The organism is Streptomyces sp. NPDC015125 (genome assembly GCF_043080045.1).
Taxonomy (GTDB): Bacteria; Actinomycetota; Actinomycetes; order Streptomycetales; family Streptomycetaceae; genus Streptomyces.
In genome coordinates, this window is record NZ_JBIBVF010000002.1 from 381,765 (window position 1) to 399,234 (window position 17,470).

Annotated in this window: 18 protein-coding genes; 13 read left to right on the forward strand and 5 right to left on the reverse strand. The window is 70.5% G+C overall.

Features of this window, described 5'->3' with window-relative positions:
- Positions 1-183: 183 nt before the first annotated feature.
- The gene (locus ACF088_RS06690; RefSeq protein WP_392374302.1) at positions 184-1,056 is read right to left on the reverse strand and encodes an undecaprenyl-diphosphate phosphatase; all 873 of its coding nucleotides are present in this window, start codon (positions 1,054-1,056) and stop codon (positions 184-186) included.
- A gap of 297 nt (positions 1,057-1,353) precedes the next feature.
- Positions 1,354-2,055 carry a TVP38/TMEM64 family protein gene (locus ACF088_RS06695; protein WP_392374303.1) on the reverse strand — a complete coding sequence of 234 codons (702 nt, stop codon included), beginning with the start codon at positions 2,053-2,055 and terminating at the stop codon, positions 1,354-1,356.
- Between the two features lie 338 nt (positions 2,056-2,393).
- Here ACF088_RS06695 and ACF088_RS06700 point away from each other — a divergent pair, with 338 nt between their 5' ends.
- The 4 genes from ACF088_RS06700 (at position 2,394) to ACF088_RS06715 (ending at position 5,786) form a co-directional block, all read left to right on the forward strand.
- The gene (locus tag ACF088_RS06700) at positions 2,394-2,555 is read left to right on the forward strand and encodes a hypothetical protein (RefSeq protein WP_392374304.1); all 162 of its coding nucleotides are present in this window, start codon (positions 2,394-2,396) and stop codon (positions 2,553-2,555) included.
- 109 nt (positions 2,556-2,664) lie between these two features.
- Complete coding sequence (gene tuf, locus ACF088_RS06705) at positions 2,665-3,837, forward strand: elongation factor Tu (protein WP_392374305.1); 1,173 nt, start codon at positions 2,665-2,667, stop codon at positions 3,835-3,837.
- 169 nt (positions 3,838-4,006) lie between these two features.
- Positions 4,007-4,852, forward strand: a complete 846-nt coding sequence (locus ACF088_RS06710) for a patatin-like phospholipase family protein (protein ID WP_392374306.1) — start codon at positions 4,007-4,009, stop codon at positions 4,850-4,852.
- A gap of 79 nt (positions 4,853-4,931) precedes the next feature.
- Positions 4,932-5,786 (forward strand): spermidine synthase, encoded by an 855-nt coding sequence (locus ACF088_RS06715; RefSeq protein ID WP_392374307.1) that lies wholly within the window; start codon positions 4,932-4,934, stop codon positions 5,784-5,786.
- Between the two features lie 42 nt (positions 5,787-5,828).
- Here ACF088_RS06715 and ACF088_RS06720 read toward each other — a convergent pair whose 3' ends face one another.
- A complete protein-coding gene (locus ACF088_RS06720) occupies positions 5,829-7,112 on the reverse strand; it encodes an MFS transporter (RefSeq protein WP_392374308.1) in 1,284 nt (427 codons plus the stop codon).
- A 299-nt stretch (positions 7,113-7,411) separates the two neighbouring features.
- On the opposite strand from ACF088_RS06720, the gene ACF088_RS06725 reads away from it, so the two are divergent.
- Together ACF088_RS06725 and ACF088_RS06730 are read left to right on the forward strand one after the other, a co-directional pair.
- Entirely contained in the window at positions 7,412-7,867 is a 456-nt protein-coding gene (locus ACF088_RS06725) for a DUF4442 domain-containing protein (RefSeq protein WP_006601666.1), read from the forward strand.
- A 258-nt stretch (positions 7,868-8,125) separates the two neighbouring features.
- The gene (locus ACF088_RS06730; protein WP_392374309.1) at positions 8,126-8,776 is read left to right on the forward strand and encodes a DedA family protein; all 651 of its coding nucleotides are present in this window, start codon (positions 8,126-8,128) and stop codon (positions 8,774-8,776) included.
- Between the two features lie 117 nt (positions 8,777-8,893).
- On the opposite strand, the gene ACF088_RS06735 is transcribed toward ACF088_RS06730, so the two are convergent.
- Positions 8,894-9,103: a hypothetical protein gene (locus tag ACF088_RS06735; protein ID WP_350256138.1), complete on the reverse strand. Its 210-nt coding sequence runs from the start codon at positions 9,101-9,103 to the stop codon at positions 8,894-8,896.
- A gap of 100 nt (positions 9,104-9,203) precedes the next feature.
- On the reverse strand, positions 9,204-11,258 hold the full coding sequence (locus ACF088_RS06740; protein ID WP_392374310.1) for an ATP-binding protein: 2,055 nt from the start codon (positions 11,256-11,258) through the stop codon (positions 9,204-9,206).
- A gap of 296 nt (positions 11,259-11,554) precedes the next feature.
- Here ACF088_RS06740 and ACF088_RS06745 point away from each other — a divergent pair, with 296 nt between their 5' ends.
- From ACF088_RS06745 to ACF088_RS06775, 7 genes are all read left to right on the forward strand, one after another.
- Positions 11,555-12,547, forward strand: a complete 993-nt coding sequence (locus ACF088_RS06745) for an alpha/beta hydrolase (RefSeq protein ID WP_392374311.1) — start codon at positions 11,555-11,557, stop codon at positions 12,545-12,547.
- 133 nt (positions 12,548-12,680) lie between these two features.
- On the forward strand, positions 12,681-13,037 hold the full coding sequence (locus tag ACF088_RS06750; protein ID WP_392374312.1) for a DUF4333 domain-containing protein: 357 nt from the start codon (positions 12,681-12,683) through the stop codon (positions 13,035-13,037).
- 432 nt (positions 13,038-13,469) lie between these two features.
- Positions 13,470-14,708, forward strand: a complete 1,239-nt coding sequence (locus ACF088_RS06755; protein WP_392374313.1) for an ATP-binding protein — start codon at positions 13,470-13,472, stop codon at positions 14,706-14,708.
- Positions 14,705-15,121, forward strand: a complete 417-nt coding sequence (locus ACF088_RS06760; RefSeq protein ID WP_392374314.1) for a roadblock/LC7 domain-containing protein — start codon at positions 14,705-14,707, stop codon at positions 15,119-15,121. The genes ACF088_RS06755 and ACF088_RS06760 overlap by 4 nt, the downstream gene beginning before the upstream one ends.
- Complete coding sequence (locus tag ACF088_RS06765; protein WP_392374315.1) at positions 15,118-15,498, forward strand: DUF742 domain-containing protein; 381 nt, start codon at positions 15,118-15,120, stop codon at positions 15,496-15,498. Before ACF088_RS06760 ends, ACF088_RS06765 begins: the two co-directional genes overlap by 4 nt.
- On the forward strand, positions 15,473-16,063 hold the full coding sequence (locus ACF088_RS06770; RefSeq protein WP_392374316.1) for an ATP/GTP-binding protein: 591 nt from the start codon (positions 15,473-15,475) through the stop codon (positions 16,061-16,063). Before ACF088_RS06765 ends, ACF088_RS06770 begins: the two co-directional genes overlap by 26 nt.
- A gap of 10 nt (positions 16,064-16,073) precedes the next feature.
- Positions 16,074-17,438 (forward strand): cytochrome P450, encoded by a 1,365-nt coding sequence (locus ACF088_RS06775; protein ID WP_392374317.1) that lies wholly within the window; start codon positions 16,074-16,076, stop codon positions 17,436-17,438.
- Positions 17,439-17,470 lie beyond the last annotated feature (32 nt).

Genomic DNA, 17,470 nt, shown 5'->3' on the forward strand with positions numbered 1-17,470 from the left:
CATCCCACCTCCCAAGTGGTTGGCCCGGGGCCGGCTTTTATGTGGCTGGGAGTGGGAGTGGGAGATGGGAGACGATTGGGAGATGATCATGGCAAACGCCTGCATCGAGTGACGAGATCCCCCGAGAATCTGCCAAGAATGAGCAGTCGAGGAGGCGGCAGAAACCGCCCTCGATGAGCCCTCTCAGCCCGCCGTCTCGCCCGCATGCGGCGTCAGTGTCCCCGCCGCGACCAGGGCGAACAGGGCTATGCCCAGGAGGATGCGGTAGATGACGAACGGCATGAAGGATTTGTGGGAGATGAACTTCATGAACCACGCGATCACGGCGTAGCCGACGACGAAGGCGATGAGCGTGGCGAAGAGGGTGGGGCCCCAGGAGACGTGGCCCTCGCCCGCGTCCTTGAGTTCGAAGACACCGGAGGCCAATACCGCCGGGATGGCGAGCAGGAAGGAGTAGCGGGCCGCGGATTCGCGGGTGTAGCCCATCAGGAGGCCGCCGCTGATCGTGGCGCCGGAGCGGGAGACGCCGGGAATGAGTGCCATGGCCTGGCAGATGCCGTACAGCAGACCGTCCTTGACGCTGAGGTCCGTAAGGGACTTGCGCTGCTTGACGGCCCGGTGCCGGCCGCCGGTCTCGTCGCGGGCGGCCAGTCGGTCGGCGATGCCGAGGACCACACCCATCACGATGAGGGTGGTGGCGATCAGCCGCAGATCACGGAACGGGCCCTCGATGGCGTCCTTGAACGTGAGGCCCAGGACGCCGATCGGGATGGAGCCCACGATCACCAGCCAGCCCATCCGGGCGTCGTGATCGTGCCGCAGCTCCCGGTTGACGAGGGAGCGCGCCCAGGCCGAGATGATCCGCCCGATGTCCTTGCGGAAGTAGATGATGACGGCCGCTTCGGTGCCGATCTGGGTGATGGCGGTGAACGCCGCACCGGGGTCCTGCCAGCCTGCGAACGCCGCGGTCAGACGGAGGTGCGCACTGGAGGAGATCGGCAGGAACTCGGTCAGCCCTTGGACGAGACCGAGGACGAATGATTCAAACCAAGACATGGAAAATTCGCTATCCAAGGGTGGTCAAGCGCTGACCTGCGCAAGAGGGGGAAAGCGGACGGTGGCGGCGGATGCGGAACATCGCCGACAGGGGGCAGCGTAACGTCCGAAGATGTCCGGGTGACCAAAGGGTCCTGGACGTACGGTGGCCGACCGCTCGCCGCGCCGACCCGCCCTGCGGCCGCCCGCCTTGCCGTGCCGGTCCGCCCCGTGGCCGCCCGCCTCGCAGTGCCTGCCCGCCCGTGACCGCCTGCCCGTGGTCGTCGAGGGGAACGCCCGGGCCCGCCCGAACTGCTGTCAGTCCTCGCGCAGGGCCTTGCGTTTGCACCACGCCACCACCAGTGCGCCCAGCGCGCTGACCGCGATGAAGCCCATGGCCGCGAGGAACACCGGTGAGGTGGGCGTCGAAGCCCGCGCGCCGGCCACGGCGTAGGCCGCGGTGTTCGGGATGCTGCCGAGTGCCGTCGCGACGAGGTAGACACCCCAGCCCATACGGGAGATGGCGGCGCAGTAGTTCATGGCGCAGAACGGCAGACCGGGGAAGAGCCGGACCACCAGCATCGAGCGGAAGCCGTGCTCGCTCAACTGCCGGTCGGCGGCGGTCAGCCAGCGGGCGCGCAGCAACGGGCGCAGGGCGTCCTGTCCGAGCAGCCGGCCGAGCCCGAACGTCAGCGCGGCGCCCAGCAGCGTGCCGGCCAGGGCCGTGGCCAGCCCGGCTTGGCTGCCGAAGAGGGCCCCCGCCGCGAGATTGAGGACCGGGCGCGGGACGAAAGCGGTGGTGCACGCGCCGTATGCCAGCGCGAAGAGCACCAGGGCGGCAGGGCCGGACGATTGGGCGGGCCGGGCGCCGGTCAGCAGATGCTGCGGCTGCCACCACAGCGTCATGGCCGCGCCGCAGGCCAGCAGGGCGAGCAGCAGGCCCAGCCGGGACCGGGGAGAGAACAGTACGCGCGTGCAGCGCGCGGCGAGGCCGGCGGTCGCTGCGGCGGGTGGGAGCACCCCGGGAGCGTAACCGACGGGGATGCCGGGGAGCCGTAATGGTGTCGCACGGCCCGGGCCGCGCTGCACCTTCGGACTTCTGCCGGTGGCCGGGCAGTCGATGATCATCACGCTTCGGAGGGGCATGGGCGGCTCGGCTGACGGTGCGTGAGGCCGGCAGGCATCCATGTGGCCTGACGTACCGCCACACAGCGCTACACATCGCCGGGTATGCAGCCGCCCAGCCGCCCAGCCGCCGGCCGCCCCCAGCCGTCGGCCGGAGGCCCGCCCCGGTGTGCCAGGACGGTCGCCGGATAAATCGGTCGACGCCGCAGCGGGCACCCGGCACCATAGGGCGCATGGTCCGGTACGCCTTCCTCCCGCTTCCGTCCGCAGTCGCGGACGAGCCGAAGGCTGCCGTCGATTTCCTCGCGGCCCTCGCCGCCTGCGTTCCCGCAGCCACTGCCGTCGCAGCGGTCGCCGTCCCGGCCGCCGCAGCGGCCGACGGCGCACGAAGCTGACCCTCTCCGGATCGTCCGGCGGACCCCGCAGGGGGAGGGTCGGCCGGGTTCAGGGGTCCCCACGGCGCCAAGTCGCCGTCCTCACCGCATTGTTGCGAGGAAGAACGCCATGCCCAAGACGGCATATGTGCGCACCAAGCCGCACCTGAACATCGGCACCATGGGTCACGTCGACCACGGCAAGACGACGCTGACCGCGGCCATCACCAAGGTCCTCAGCGAGCGGGGCAGTGGCACCTTCGTGCCCTTCGACCGGATCGACCGGGCCCCGGAGGAGGCCGCCCGCGGCATCACCATCAACATCTCGCATGTCGAGTACGAGACCGGCACCCGGCACTACGCCCATGTCGACATGCCCGGCCACGCCGACTTCATCAAGAACATGGTGACCGGCGCGGCGCAGCTCGACGGCGCGATCCTCGTCGTCTCGGCGCTCGACGGGATCATGCCGCAGACCGCCGAGCATGTGCTGCTCGCCAAGCAGGTGGGCGTCCGGCACCTCGTCGTCGCCCTCAACAAGGCCGACGCCGGCGACCCGGAGCTCACCGACCTGGTGGAACTGGAGGTGCGCGAACTGCTGAGCGCGCACGGCTACGACGGGGAGCATGTACCCGTCGTACGGGTCTCGGGGCTGCGGGCCCTGGCGGGCGACCCGCGCTGGACGGGGGCGATCGACGCGCTGCTGGACGCCGTCGACACCTATGTTCCGATGCCCGAGCGGTATGTGGACGCGCCCTTTCTGCTGCCGGTGGAGAACGTGCTGACCATCACCGGCCGTGGCACGGTCGTCACCGGAGCCGTCGAGCGCGGCACGGTGCGGGTCGGCGACCGGGTCTCCGTGCTCGGCGCGGAGGCCGAGACAACGGTCACCGGGCTGGAGACGTTCGGCAAGCCCATGGAGTCCGCCGAGGCCGGGGACAATGTCGCGCTGCTGCTGCGCGGTTTGCACCGTGACCAGGTGCGCCGCGGGCATGTGGTCGCCGCGCCGGGCAGCGTCACCCCGCGGCGCCGCTTCACCGCCGAGGTGTATGTGCTCTCCACCGAGGAGGGCGGCCGCCGTACCCCGCTGTCCACCGGCTACCGGCCGCAGTTCTACATCCGTACCGCGGACGTGGTCGGCGACCTCGACCTCGGCGAGCGGGGCGTCGCCCGGCCCGGAGAGACGGTGACGGTGTCGGTCGAACTGGGCCGGGAGGTGCCGCTGGAGCGAGGCCTGGGCTTCGCCATCCGGGAGGGCGGACGCACCGTCGGCGCGGGCACGGTGCGCACCGTCGAGGAGTAGACACCGCAGGTCATCAGGCTGCGTCCGGCACCTCTCCCGGTGCCGGACGCAGCCGCCTGCTGTTGCGGGGGACGCGTGGGTGCGAGACTGCTCGCCCGGACGAACGGGCACGAGGGCTCACCCCGCGGCACGCTGCGCGGGCGGTCGGCCGGAGCGGGAGGGAGACCCGATGGCGGGCACGGCACTGGTCCTGGGCGGCGGAGGGCTCACCGGCATCGGCTGGGAGATCGGTGTGCTCGCCGGTCTCGCCGAGGCGGGCCTCGACCTCGCCGACGCCGACGCCGTCATCGGCACCTCCGCCGGATCGATCGTCGGCGCCCATCTCACCTCCCGGCACCTCACCCTGGAGGAGATGTACGAGCACCAGCTCGCCGCGCCCGATACGGCCCGCTCGGCCGCCCGGATGGGTCCGGCCGCGCTGGCCCGCTTCGCGGCCATCGCGCTGCGCTCCCGGGACGTGGTGTCCTTCGGCGTACGGATGGGGAAGCTGGCGGTCGCGGCCCGTACCGTCACCGAGGCCGAACAGCGCACGGCGATCGCCCGGACCCTGAACCTGACCGACTGGCCGGCCCGCCGGCTGGTGATCACTGCGGTGGACGCCGCGACGGGGGAGCGGACCGCCTTCGACGACACCAGCGGGGTGCGGTTGCTGGACGCGGTGGGCGCGAGCTGCGCGGTCCCCGGTATCTATCCGCCGGTCACCATCGACGGCACCCGGTGGATCGACGGCGGGGTGCACTCCAGCGCCAATGCCGATCTGGCGACCGGATACGACCGGGTGGTGATCGTCGCGCCGATGGCGGCCAGTGGCGGGCCGATCGCCGGTCCGCGGGCGCAGGGGGAGCAACTGGCCCGCCGGGGCGCCCGGGTGTGCGTGCTGATCCCCGACCGGGCGGCCCGGGCGGCGTTCGGCCGCAATGTCCTGGACCCCGCCAAGCGCGCGGACGCGGCCCGCGCGGGGCGCCGGCAGGCGGCAGCCCAGGTGGCGCGGATCCGGCAGGTCTGGTCGGACTGACCGGGCCGGGCCGGAACGGCGGCGGTTGCCCGCGGCGGCCGGGGCCGGGACCCCGTGGCCGCACCGGCACAATGGGACGGTGGACGAAGCACCCGAGCCGATACCCGTCACCCGGACCGTGGACTGTGGCACGGCCAAGCTGTTGCCGGACGTCGACCGCCCGCGCGCCTGGCTGCTCACGGTGGACGGCGCGCCGCAGTCGTACGTGGACCTCGACGCGCCCGCACATCTGGAATTCGAGTACGTCCGCCGGCTGGCACACGTCCTGGACGAGGCGGCCGCCCCGGGGCAGCCGCTCGATGTGCTGCACCTGGGCGGCGGGGCCCTGACCCTGCCGCGCTATCTCGCCGCCTGCCGCCCGCACTCCCGGCAGGACGTCGTCGAAGCCGACCGGGGACTGCTCGCCCTGGTGGCGGAGCATCTGCCGCTGCCCGGCGACAGCGGGATCACGGTGCACGCCGAGGACGCCCGGACGGCGCTGGAGGCGGCGCCCGAGGGCAGCGCCGATGTCATCGTGGCGGATGTCTTCGGCGGCTCGCGGGTGCCGGCGCATCTCACCTCGGTCGAGTATGCGCGGGCCGCGGCCCGGGTGCTGCGACCGGACGGCTGCTACGCCGCGAACCTCGCGGACGGCGCGCCGTTCGGCTTCCTGCGCGGCCAACTCGCCAATTTCGCCACGGTCTTCGAGCATCTCGCACTGATCGCCGAGCCCTCGGTGCTGCGCGGCCGCCGGTTCGGCAACGCCGTGCTGCTCGCCTCGGGCGCACCGCTCCCGCTCGCCGCGCTGGCCCGGCGGACGGCCGGTGACGCATTCCCGGCCCGGGTCGAGCACGGTGCGGCGCTGCGGCGGCTGATCGCGGATGCGGTCCCCGTACGCGATGCCGACGCGGTGGCGTCCCCGATGCCGCCGGACGGCGCGTTCAGCGTCGGCTGACCGCGGTCCGCCGCGGCTTCGGTCCAGGACTCCGGCGAGCGCTCACCCCGCCTGCGCGGCATGCGGGGGCGTCGCCCCGGCGGCAGGGGAGAGCACTCGGCCTGCTGCGGGCTCCGGCTGGGTGCGCCGGGTGAGCCGCCGCACCCCGGGGACGCACAGCACTGCCGCCGTCAGCAGCGCGATCACGGCCGAGCAGCCCCACAGCGCGGCCGTCCGGCCGATGAGGTCCTGTACGGGGCCGGCCAGCGCGGTGGCGAGCGGGACCATGGCCAGGGACCCGAGCCAGTCGTAGGACGAGACCCGGGAGAACTTCTCCTCGGGGATCTCCTGGTGCAGCGCCGTCATCCACGTCACCGCGAACACCTCGACCGCGATCCCGGTGCCGAACATCACCGCGGCGAGCCCGCCCGCCGGGAGGGGGACGGCGAGCGCGGCGGACGGGAGGGCGAGCGGGAACACACACAGCGCTCCGGTGAGCAGGAGGCGGTGCGGTCTGACCCGGGTCATCACGAGGGCGCCGCCCACGGTGCCCGCCCCGAAGGCGGCCAGCGCCAGCCCCCAAGGGCCGGGGCCGCCCAGATGCTGTTCCGCGACCAGCGGCCCGTAGACCGCCTCGGCGGCCGCCACCACCGCGTTGACGAGGGAGAACTGCACCACCACCGCCCACAGCCACGGCCGGGAGACGACCTCGCGCCAGCCGTCCCGCAGATCGTGCAGCACCCCGCCGCCGGGCGCCCGTACGGCGACCCCGCTGACGTCGAGGAAGGCGCGCAGCACGGCCGCAACGGCGAAGGCGGCGGAATCGACGGCCAGCACCCAGCCGGGGCCGACCGCGGCGACCAGTGCGCCGCCGAGCGCCGTACCGCCGATGTTCGCGCCGTTCATGCCCATCCGGAACACGGCGAAGGCGCGCCCCGCCTGCTCGCCGGAGACACTGGCGAGCACCATGCCCTCGGAGGCCGGCGCGAAGAACGCCTGCCCTGTGCCGCCGAGGGCCGCCAGTACGGCCAGCTGCCACAACCGTGGTTCGCCGGCCAGGACGAGCAGTGCGAACAGGCCCTGGGAGACGCAGCTGAGGACGTTCGCGGCAACCATCACCCGATGCCGGGGCAGCCGGTCGGCGACCGCGCCGCCGATCAGCAGGAAGAGGACCAGCGGGACCGTTCGCGCGGCGGCCACCAGGCCGACGTCGGTGGCGGAGCCGCCGGCGGCGAGTACCGCGAAGGCGGTGGCGATCAGCGCGCCGGAGCTGCCGAGGTTCGCGATCACCGTGGCGCCGGTGAGCAGCAGATAGTTGCGCCCCGCCCAGGCGGGGCGGGCCCTCACCAAGAGGGCACCCGCGCGGCGGGAACCGCGGGGAACCGCTGCCGGTCCGGGGCGCCCGCTGCTCGGCGTACGAGGTGCGCCGGGGCCTTCACCCCTCCGTCACCGCTGTGCTGTTGTCCTGGCCGCATGGGCGTCAACGATAGGCAAGGTGATACGTGGGCCGCACACGAGTATCTCCGGGCAATCGCCTGCGTGCCCGGCACCCCCTCGTCGAGGGGGCCGGAGTCCGTCACGGTCCCGGCGGCCGGACCGCCTCCCGCCCCTTCACACCTAAGCTACCGCTAGGTAACATGACCCTCATGTCCTCCGAGACCCTGCCGTCGATCGGCGAAATGATGGCGGCATCCGTGCCGATGGTCCGCACCCTGAACCTTGAGTTCACCGAGACCACCGCCGAGCGCGCCGTGGTCCGCATGCCCGACCAGTCCGACTTCCATAATCACGTCGGTGGACCGCACGCCGGCGCGATGTTCACCCTCGCCGAGTCCGCGAGCGGCGCCATCGTGATGACGGCCTTCGGCGACCAGCTCGGCCGCGCGGTGCCGCTGGCCGTGCGCGCCGAGATCGGCTACAAGAAGCTCGCCATGGGGCCGGTCACCGCCACCGCGGAGCTGGGCCGCCCGGTGGCCGAGGTGGTCGCCGAGCTCGACGCCGGCGGGCGCCCGGAGTTCCCCGTGAACATCGCCCTCACCCGCGAGGACGGCGCGGTCACCGGCGAGATGAGCATCGTGTGGACCCTGCGCCCCAACAAGTGAGCTGATTCACAGCGGGGTTTCCCCGGCCCGTCGTGCCTCGCACGGCGGGCCGTCGTCATGCCGGAGGGACCGCTCGGCTCCGGATCGGGCCGCGGAGAGCCGGTGTTGCGCACCACACCTGGATTCGGCCCTCCTGTGGCGCCATCGAGTACGCTTCCCGGGCGTGCTGTGGCACGCCAGGGGATCGACCGGCACCGCTGACATCGTGGATGCCGGGTCATGGCCCACGGGGGCCCTACACCAGCGGAGGAAGCGGCGTTGCACATCCAGGAGTGGCTGGAGACGGTACCGGCCGTGAGCGTCTACCTCCTGGTGGGGGTGGTCATCGGACTGGAGAGCGTGGGCATTCCGCTGCCCGGCGAGATCGTCCTCGTCAGTGCGGCGATCCTCGCGGCGACCCAGGACCACATCAATCCGCTCGTGCTGGGTGCCTGTGCATCCGCCGGTGCGATCGTCGGTGACTCCATCGGGTATCTGATCGGCCGCAAGGGAGGCCAGCCCCTGTTGCAGTGGGCGGGCCGGAAATTCCCCAAGCACTTCGGCCCCGACCATGTCGCCATGGCCGAGGCGAAGTTCGACAAGTGGGGCATGTGGGCGGTCTTCTTCGGCCGTTTCGTCGCGCTGCTGCGCATCTTCGCCGGCCCGCTCGCCGGCGTACTGAAGATGCCGTACTGGAAGTTCCTGATCGCCAACGTCCTCGGCGGCATCGTCTGGGCCGGGGGGACGACCGCGCTGATCTACAGCGTGGGCATGGTCGCCGAGTCGTGGCTCAAGCGCTTCTCCTGGCTCGGACTGGTCGCCGCCCTGCTGTTCGGTGCCGGCTCCTTCGTCCTCATGAAGCACCGCGCGAAGAAGGCGGCCGCCGCGCGCGAGGAGGCCGAGACCCCGGTCACCGCGACGGTCGACTGACCGACACCGTCCGGCCGCACCACCTCCGCGCAGCTCGTACGGCCGTAAGCGCAGTCCCACGCCCGGCCTCGGTACAACTCGCCTGCGGGCGTAGACCGGTTGACGAGCGCCGTCACCTCAGGGCATCAACCAGACGTCGGGTCCGCCGTCGCGCCATTCGAAGACGCCGGTGTCGTCCCAGACGAACTTCGTGGTGCAGAAACCGGCCCGGCGCAGTATCGCGGCCACATCACCAGGGCGCAGCGCCCGTCCCAGATCCTGTCCGTTGAGTGTCACACGGCGACCGCCTGTGGAGGGCGGGTGCACGATCACGGGGGCACGCTTCATGCCTCCCAGCATGCGACCGGCCCGCTGCCCCCGCATCCCGAACGCGGTCGGCACGTCACACAGCGTGCCCAACGGCGTCTCGCGGAGCGTGGCCCGGCTCTCAGGACCCCGCCCGCAGCCGCGAGAAGAACGGCCGGGCCCGTACACCGGGCCCGCCGCGCTGCCACCACGGTGTCCGCTCTTCGGCGTCCGGCCGTGCCGCCCCGCTGCGCCCCGTCCGCCGCAGGCCCGCCAGCATGTTGCGGACCCCCGCGATGAACAGCGGGTCACCGATGAGCTTCTTGGCCACCAGCGCCTCGTGGCAGGCGCGCAGCGCCGCCGTCGGCTTCCCATGGACGCTCTCGGTCATGGCACGGGCATAGAGGACCGTCGAGTACAGCCAGAAATCGCCGTCGCAGTGCCGGACCTCCCAGGCGCGGTGGGCCGCCGCCCTCGCCCGCTCCGCGTCGAGCGGCGCCAGGGCGATGGCGAGCAGCGCCCAGCTGTGGGCGGGCCCCGGCCCGAACCACGGATCCCTGGAGTGGTGCCGGGCCGCCTCCTCCAGACATGCCACGGCCGCCGAGGTGTTCCCGCGGTACAGCTCCAGCACGGCGTGCGCATGCGCGATACGGGCCAGTCCGTCGGAGTCCGCATGCATCACGGCCGCCGTCCAGGCCTCGTCGAGCAGGGCCTCCGAGGTGGCGAGCGAGTGTTCCTGCGCGGCGAGATAGCCGGCCAGCCACAGCGCCCGGGCCCGCAGCGCGGTGTCGTCCCGGGAGAGCAGCAGCAGTCGGTCCAGATGGGCCCGCCCCTCGCGGCGGAAGCCGCAGGCGGCCCAGTGGAACCACAGGGACACCGCGATCTCCAGCGCGCCGAGCGCATCCTCCGCGTCCTGCGGTGGCCGGGTCAGCGCCGCGTCGAGATTGGCCTGCTCGTCCTCCACCAGCCGCACGGCGACTTGCTGGTTCGGTCCCTGCCAGGCGATCTGGGCCTCGGCCGCGAGCGCCGCACAGGCCTGCCGGAACCGCCGCAGCGCCGCGGACTCCTCGCCCGCCTCACGCAGCTGCGTCCGCCCGAAGTCCCGTGCCGCGCGCGGCAGTCGGTAGCGCGGCGCCAGCGCTGCCCCGGTGTCCTCGTGCGCGCCACCCGCGTCCCGTACGCGTTCGACGACCGAGGCCGTACGGAGCCGTTCCAGTGCGCCGTCGACCGCCGCTGCGGGCACGTCACTGCTGGTGCAGACGCATCCGGCGAGCCAGGGATCGAAGTCGCCGGGAAGCACCGAGAGCCTCGCCCATACCCGGCGGTCGGTGGGCGAGCAGAGGGCGTAGCCGGCGGCCTGCGCGGCGTGCAGCGAGGTGTGCCGCACGGTTGCCGCCGGCCCGGAGTAGAACAGCGGACCGTCCGTGCCCACCTGCGCCGCGAGCTGTGGCAAGGACATCCGGTCCAGCTGGTGCGCGGCGAGTGCGATCGCCAGCGGTGAGCCCTCCAGCGCCTGGCACACCGTGACCAGGAGCTCGGGCGCCGCGGCTCCGGCCCGCGCGGCCAGCAGCTCGACCGCCGGTCCGGCGATCCCCTCGCCCAGCGTCACCGGCAGCGGCGCGAGGTCGACGACCCGTTCCTCGGCCAGTCCCAGCGGGCCCCGTGCGGTCACCACGATGCGCAGCGACGGATCGGCCCGCAGCAGCCGCCGCACGAGCTGTGCGCACTCGGCGAGCACCGGGTCGCAGTCGTCCAGCAGCACGGTGGCGCGCTGCCGACGGCAGTGCGCCACCAGCGCCGCGAGGGCCGTGCCGCCCACGGGAGTGCACGCCGCGGTGGCATCCGTCCGGCCCGTCCCGCCCGGCAGCGGTGTACCGGCACCGGGGTCGGCCGCCTGTCGGGCGAGGGGCCGGGCGGTGTCCCGGCAGGCAGTGTCCGACTGCCCCGCCGCCCGGAACAGCGCCTCGGCCGGACCGCCCTCGGCCAGTCCGTCCCAGCAGCCGACCCGGATGACCGTGCCGCCGTGCCGGGCGGTGTGCTCCTCCAGGACGGCGCGGGCCAGCACGCTCTTTCCCACCCCGGCGGCCCCGGTGAGTGTCACCAGCGGAGCGCCGCTCAGCAGCCCGGACACCTGCTCATGCTCAACGGCCCGCCCCACTACGCCGGGCAGTGGCCGGTGATCGGCCCACGCGGTCATCGGTCATCCCCAACCACGGCACAGTGCCGCGCCCTTCCGAACTGGGAACCCACGATGCCAGAACCGACCGTCCGGTAAGGAACGAGTGGGCGCATCGAACGAGGGAATCCCCGGCGCCGGATTTGACGTGACGTGATGTCTCCTCGGGTCCCGGGGACGGCGGATCACCAGGTCACGGCGGCCGGGGTCGGCGCCGAGGACCCATCGGGCGATCTTAAAGTGGTGTCTTTCGACCGGCGTGGCAGTGGCAGCGTGGCTGTCCGCGGCCGGCCCGAGTATCCAAGGAGTACGTCCCGATGAAGTGCCTGCGCGTCCGTACCGCGGTGAGTGTGATGGCTCTGGGGCTGCTGGCCGGTTGCGGCGACGGCCGGGACTTCGTCGACGCCTCGGGCGTGCCGCGGCTGCGGGTCCATGCCGCGGACGCCCGCAACGGCAAGCCCCGGGTGGCCGAGCCGCGGGGCCCGCGCTCCTCCTTCACCCCGTTCCGTACGGCGGGGGACGGCACCGAGGTCGTGACGACGAAGTGGCACGGGCGCAAGTCCGGTTTCACCGGGGACATCTGGGCCTGGGTGCCGCCGGAGTACCACCAGCCGCAGTACGCCACGAGCGGCTTTCCGGTGCTGATCGCGCTGCCCGGCGCCTACGGCTATCCGTTCAACTACTGGGCCGGGGACGACTTCGCGCTGGAGGAGCGGATCGCCCAGTGGTCGCGGCAGGGCAAGACGCTGCCGTTCATCGTCGTGATGCCGGTGCTGAATCCCGGCAGGAAGTACTACGACGGCAGCGACATACCAGGGCAGCCGAAGATGGGGACCTGGCTGACCGAGGACGTGCCGGACTTCGCACGGGCCAACTTCCGTACGTACAACAGCCGTGACGGCTGGGCCTTCATGGGGTCCTCGTCGGGTGGATTCGCCGCTTTGAAGGCCGTGCTCAAGCAGCCGCAGAAGTTCAAGGCGGCCATCGTCAACGGCCCGGACACGGCGCCGGATTCGCCGATGTGGCAGGGACACCCCGCCGCGATGCGTGCCAACGACCCACGCCACCTGGCGCGGCGGCTGGCCGCGCGGAAGAGCCTGCCGGTCTATCTGGCCTTCGAGCTCGGCAGCAGGGAGGCGGCGGTGCCCGATGTGAAGCGCTTCATCAAGGACTACACCGGCGGGCCGGTCCACTCCACGCTCTTCGAAATACCGGGCGGCGTGCACAGCGGTCACACCTATATCCAGCGGATGGCCGACTCGTTGCACTGGATCAGCGAGCAGATGCGGGGCCCGGTGCCGTCCGTCTGACGCGTCGTCGCCCGGGTGGTCGCACGGGAGGGGTCCTCCTGTTGCCGGTGCCGGGGCGGCCGCAAGAATTGTCCGTGACCCGGCCGGTGGGCGTGGCCGGCGTATGACGGGTGTGCCCGCTGGAAGGAGAGCCGTGCGGAATCTGCGAGTCGTCGGTCTGGCGCTGGCCGGCACGGCTCTGCTGGCGGGCAGCCTCACGGCGGGCACCCAGTGGCTGGGGGAGCGGGACGCGACCAGCGAGGTGAACGGGACGACCGAGACCGTCCCGCGCGACGAGGTCGCCCGCGCCATCTCGGGACATCTGTCGCTGCCGGTGATCTCCCGGGGGCCGCGCTCGGTCGACTGCGCCACAGACCTGCGTGCGGTCGAGGGCGCGCGGACCCATTGCACGGCGCACTACCTGCAAGGGACGGACCGCGGCATGACCGTACGCGTCGTCCGGGTCCGCGGGGGCGAGATCACTTATGTCCACGATGCCCCGCATCGCTGACCCGGCCGACAATTGCCGTACCAGGCGTGGTCCACGTCACGTGAGCGCGTGTTAACGAGTCGTCAGGAATGGGCCGGCCTGCCGACCCCCGGGCCCGACAACGCTCCCAATGATCCCCAAACAAGCCTTTGTTGAATCTCCATCGGATCTGTCTCATGATCAGATCACGGTTGGACGAGGGGTGTTGCTGTGATGCTAAGATCATCGCACTTGCCAACGGGGTAGTCACCTGATATGGCATGAAAGAAATTCCGCGCATTGGCCTAAGAAAACCGCCACTCTGGGGAGAACTATGCCATTAGCCGGCCCTTTGATGGCTTTCTGGCAGGCGACTGTGCGTGGCCGTTCACGTATGTCTGGGAGTGCGATTGATTCGTCACGTCATGGCCAGACATACCACACCCGGTGGCTCCGTCGTCCGAAGAGAGTTCTATGACGCAATACTTCCAGGATCCAGCGTTCTGGGGTTTGATCGCTGGTACCCCTGTCGCCGCAACCGCGATTATTCGCGGCAGAAAGAAGATCACGGAACTCCGACAAGAAAAGGCTGAGCTCAAGCAGCACTACGCCAATCTTGAAAACCACTACGCGGAGGCCGTGGAAGAGGCCAAGGACCGGGCGGAGGAAGCCACCAAGACCACGCTGAAGGCCGCCATGCGGACGCTGCAGGGTCTTGCGGGCGAGCAGCAGCTGGCGATTTCCAAGCTGCAGGATGCCTATGGCGAGCACAAGATTCTTCAGGATCTGCTCGACATCGACCACATGAACTCGCAGTTCGCGCGGCGCGCGCAGTCCATTGCCGTGCTCTGCGACGGCTGGCTCGGCCGGCGACGGCACAACGCCTCGCTCTACGACGTGGTGCGCAGCGCGAAGGGCCGCATCCGCCATTTCACGCGTGTCGAGATCCGGTCGCAGAGTAATTTCGCGATCGTGAGCCGCGCCGTGGAGCCGGTGGCACTGGTGCTCGCCGAGCTGCTGGACAATGCCACCAGCTATTCGGCGCCGGAAACGATGATCGAGATCAATATCCGGCCGGTGCCCAAGGGTGTGTGCATCGTCGTCGACGACGCCGGTGTCGGGATGAACGAGGAGGAGAAGGCACGGGCCGCCCGGCTGCTGTCGAGCGAGACTGCGGCCAGTGTCTCCAGCCTCGGTAACCCGCCGCAGTTCGGATTCACCGTCATCGGAGTGCTCGCCGCCCGCTACGGCTTCAGTGTGTCGGTGGACTCCGCCTCTCCCTATGGCGGCGTGCGCGCGGTCGTCCTGCTCCCCGACGACCTACTGACGTCCTTGCACGAGCCCGAGGAGAGTCCTGCCGTGGCCGCATCCGCCCCGTTGCCGCCCGAGAACCTTCCTGGTCAGCAGGCTCCTGGCGGCCCGGCACCGGTCCCCGCGGCTCCCGGTTATCCGGCCGCCGGCCACCCGTACCCCGGGTCCGGTCCCGTGGGGCAGCAGACTCCGGCTCGCCCGGCTCCCGAGACGACGGCCGGCGGTCTGCCGAAGCGCCGCCGGCGCGGTGCGATATCCATCGTGCCGACCGATTCCGAGAGCACACAAACCCCGGCCCGCGACAGCGCACAGACCGCTTCCGTCATGGGGGCATTCCAGCGCGGCACGCAATCCGGCCGTCGTTCCACCAATGCAAGCAATGAAGGGCATGAGGTTCAGTGAACTACGATCTGTCGTGGATGCTTGACAGTGCTCTGGAATTGCCCGAAGCGCAGCACGCCATTCTTGTCTCCGCCGACGGCCTGCTCATGGCCCGCTCCAAGGAAGTCGGCCGGGACCACGCCGACACCGTCGCCGCCGCGATGAGCGGAATGCAGTCGCTGAGCCGTACGGTCGCCGATTTCTGCCATGGCGGTACAGCCCCCGCCAGCCGGCCGCAATGGCGTCAGACGCTGGTCGAGTTCGACCATGGCTGGGTCTTTCTCATCTCGGCCGGCGAGGGTGCATATCTCGCGGTCTCGGCTTCTCCCGATGTCGACATGGCGGAGATCACCTTCCGTATGCAGCAGCTCGTCGGCCAGCTCGGTAAGGCACTGACCAGCCCGCCGCGTGAGAGGGCTGATATCCAGTCATGACCACCGATGACGAGCCGGAGCTGGAACACGAAGCAGGGGAATTAGTACGGCCGTACGTCATCACCAACGGCCGAGATCTTCTTGACGGCAGCGATTTCTCGCTGATCACTCTGGTCACCGTGCATGCGGAACCACCCCGGACGATGCCTCTCGATCCGGAGAAGCTCCGTCTGCTGGAGCTTTGTTCGGGGGGCTTTCTCTCGATCGCCGAGATAGCCGGGCACACCCGGCTGCCGGTGGGTGTCGTCAAGATTCTGGTGTCCGATCTCGCGCGGGAGGGCCATCTTTATTCACGTGCGCCCATACCGAGCGCTCAGCTTGTCGACCGGAAAATCCTTGAGGAGGTGCTGAATGGGCTCCAGGCTCGCTTTGGATGACGGTGTGTACCTGCGTGATTCAGTGCAGACCGCGGCGAAGATCCTCGTGGTCGGACACTTCGCCGTGGGCAAGACCACATTCATCGGGACCATGTCCGAGATTCCTCCGCTGCGCACCGAAGAGATAATGACCCAGGCGGGGGCGGGAATTGACGACCCCAAAGGTGCGCCCGACAAGACGACGACCACGGTCGCCATGGACTTCGGGCGGCTCACGCTCAGCGAGAAGCTGGTCCTGTATCTGTTCGGAACGCCCGGCCAGCAGCGCTTCGTTCAGGTGTGGGAAGACATGACGCGAGGGGCGCTCGGGGCACTGGTCCTCGTCGATCCCCAGCGGCTCGACGAGTCCTTCCCTGTCATGGACCTGGTGGAACACTACGGAATCCCCTACGCCATCGCGGTGAACCACTTCGACGGGACCCCCACGCATTCGCTCGACGAGATCCGGGAGGCGCTGGACCTCCTTCCCGAGACGCCTGTCGTCAACTGTGACGCACGGGACCAACGTTCCTCTGCGGATTCGCTGATCGCGCTCGTCCGTTATCTACAGTCCCGCCTCAACTAGGAGTTCAGGCATGCAATCTCACTCGGAATTCCAGGGCCCACCGCCCGGCTGCCCCGCACACGCCGACGGTCAACGGACTCCCTTGCACGGGCCTGAATTCGCCGCCGCTCCGGAGGCCTTCTACGACGCCCTGCGGCAGCACGGACCCAGCGCGCCGGTCGAGCTCGCTCCCGGTGTGGAGGCCGAGCTCGTCACGGACTACGCCGCGGCGCTCCATGTGCTGCAGAATCCGGACACCTTTGCGCGGGATTCACGCCATTGGCGTGCGCTGAACGAGGGGCGCGTGCCACTGGACAGCCCCGTGCTGCCGATGATGATGTACCGGCCGAACTGCCTGTTCTCCGACGGTGCGGACCACATGCGACTGCGTCAGTCGGTCACGGCGAGCCTGGCCCGGGTGGACACCCACCGGCTGAGCCGTCATGTCGACCGGGTCGCCGCGTACCTCATCAGCCAGTTCAGCAGCCGGGGCCGAGCGGATCTGGTCGCCGACTACGCCCAGTTGCTGCCGCTGCTGGTCTTCAACGACCTCTTCGGCTGCCCCGCCGAGATCGGCGACCGCCTGGTCTTCGGTATATCGGGCATTTTCGACGGGGTCGACGCGGAGAAGGCCAACGAGGTCCTCACCGAAGCGCTGCTGGAGCTGGTGGCGCTCAAGCGGCGTTCGCCGGGTGAGGACATCACCTCCTGGCTGATGGAGCACCCGTCCGGGCTCTCCAACGAGGAGATGGTCCACCAGCTCGTCACCCTCATCGCGGCGGGGACGGAGCCGACGCAGAACATCATCGCCAGCGCGATGCGGCTGCTGTTGACGGATGAGAAGTACGTGGGCGACCAGAACGCGGCCGGACTCCTGGTCGACGATGCCATCAACGACGTGCTGTGGAACAGTGCTCCGATAGCCAACTACGGCGTGCATTACCCCGTGCGCGACATGGAACTCGGGGGAGCCAAGCTGCCGGCCGGCGAACCCGTGGTCATCAGTTTCGCGGCCGCCAACACCGACCCGAACCTCTCGACGGGCCGCCAAATGCTCAGCAAGCGGGCGCATCTCGCCTGGGGTGCGGGCCCGCACGCCTGCCCTGCCAAGGATCCCGCGCTGCTGGTGTCCGTCCTGGCCATCGAGAAACTGCTCAACACCCTGCCGGACATCGATCTGGCCCTGCCTGTGGAAAGCCTGACCTGGCGGCCGGGCCCGTTCCACCGGGCGCTGGAAGTCCTGCCCGCCCGCTTCACCCCGGTACGCCCCGAGCGACGTCCGTCCAATGCCCCGGCAATGGGTGGCCACACGACGGAAAATACCTCCGGACAGGACAGGAACGAGGCGCAGCGGGGTAAGTGGTGGAGCTCATTCCTCTCTTGGTGGAAGGTGTGACATTCGCGACAACGGTTCGGTTTCCACAGGGC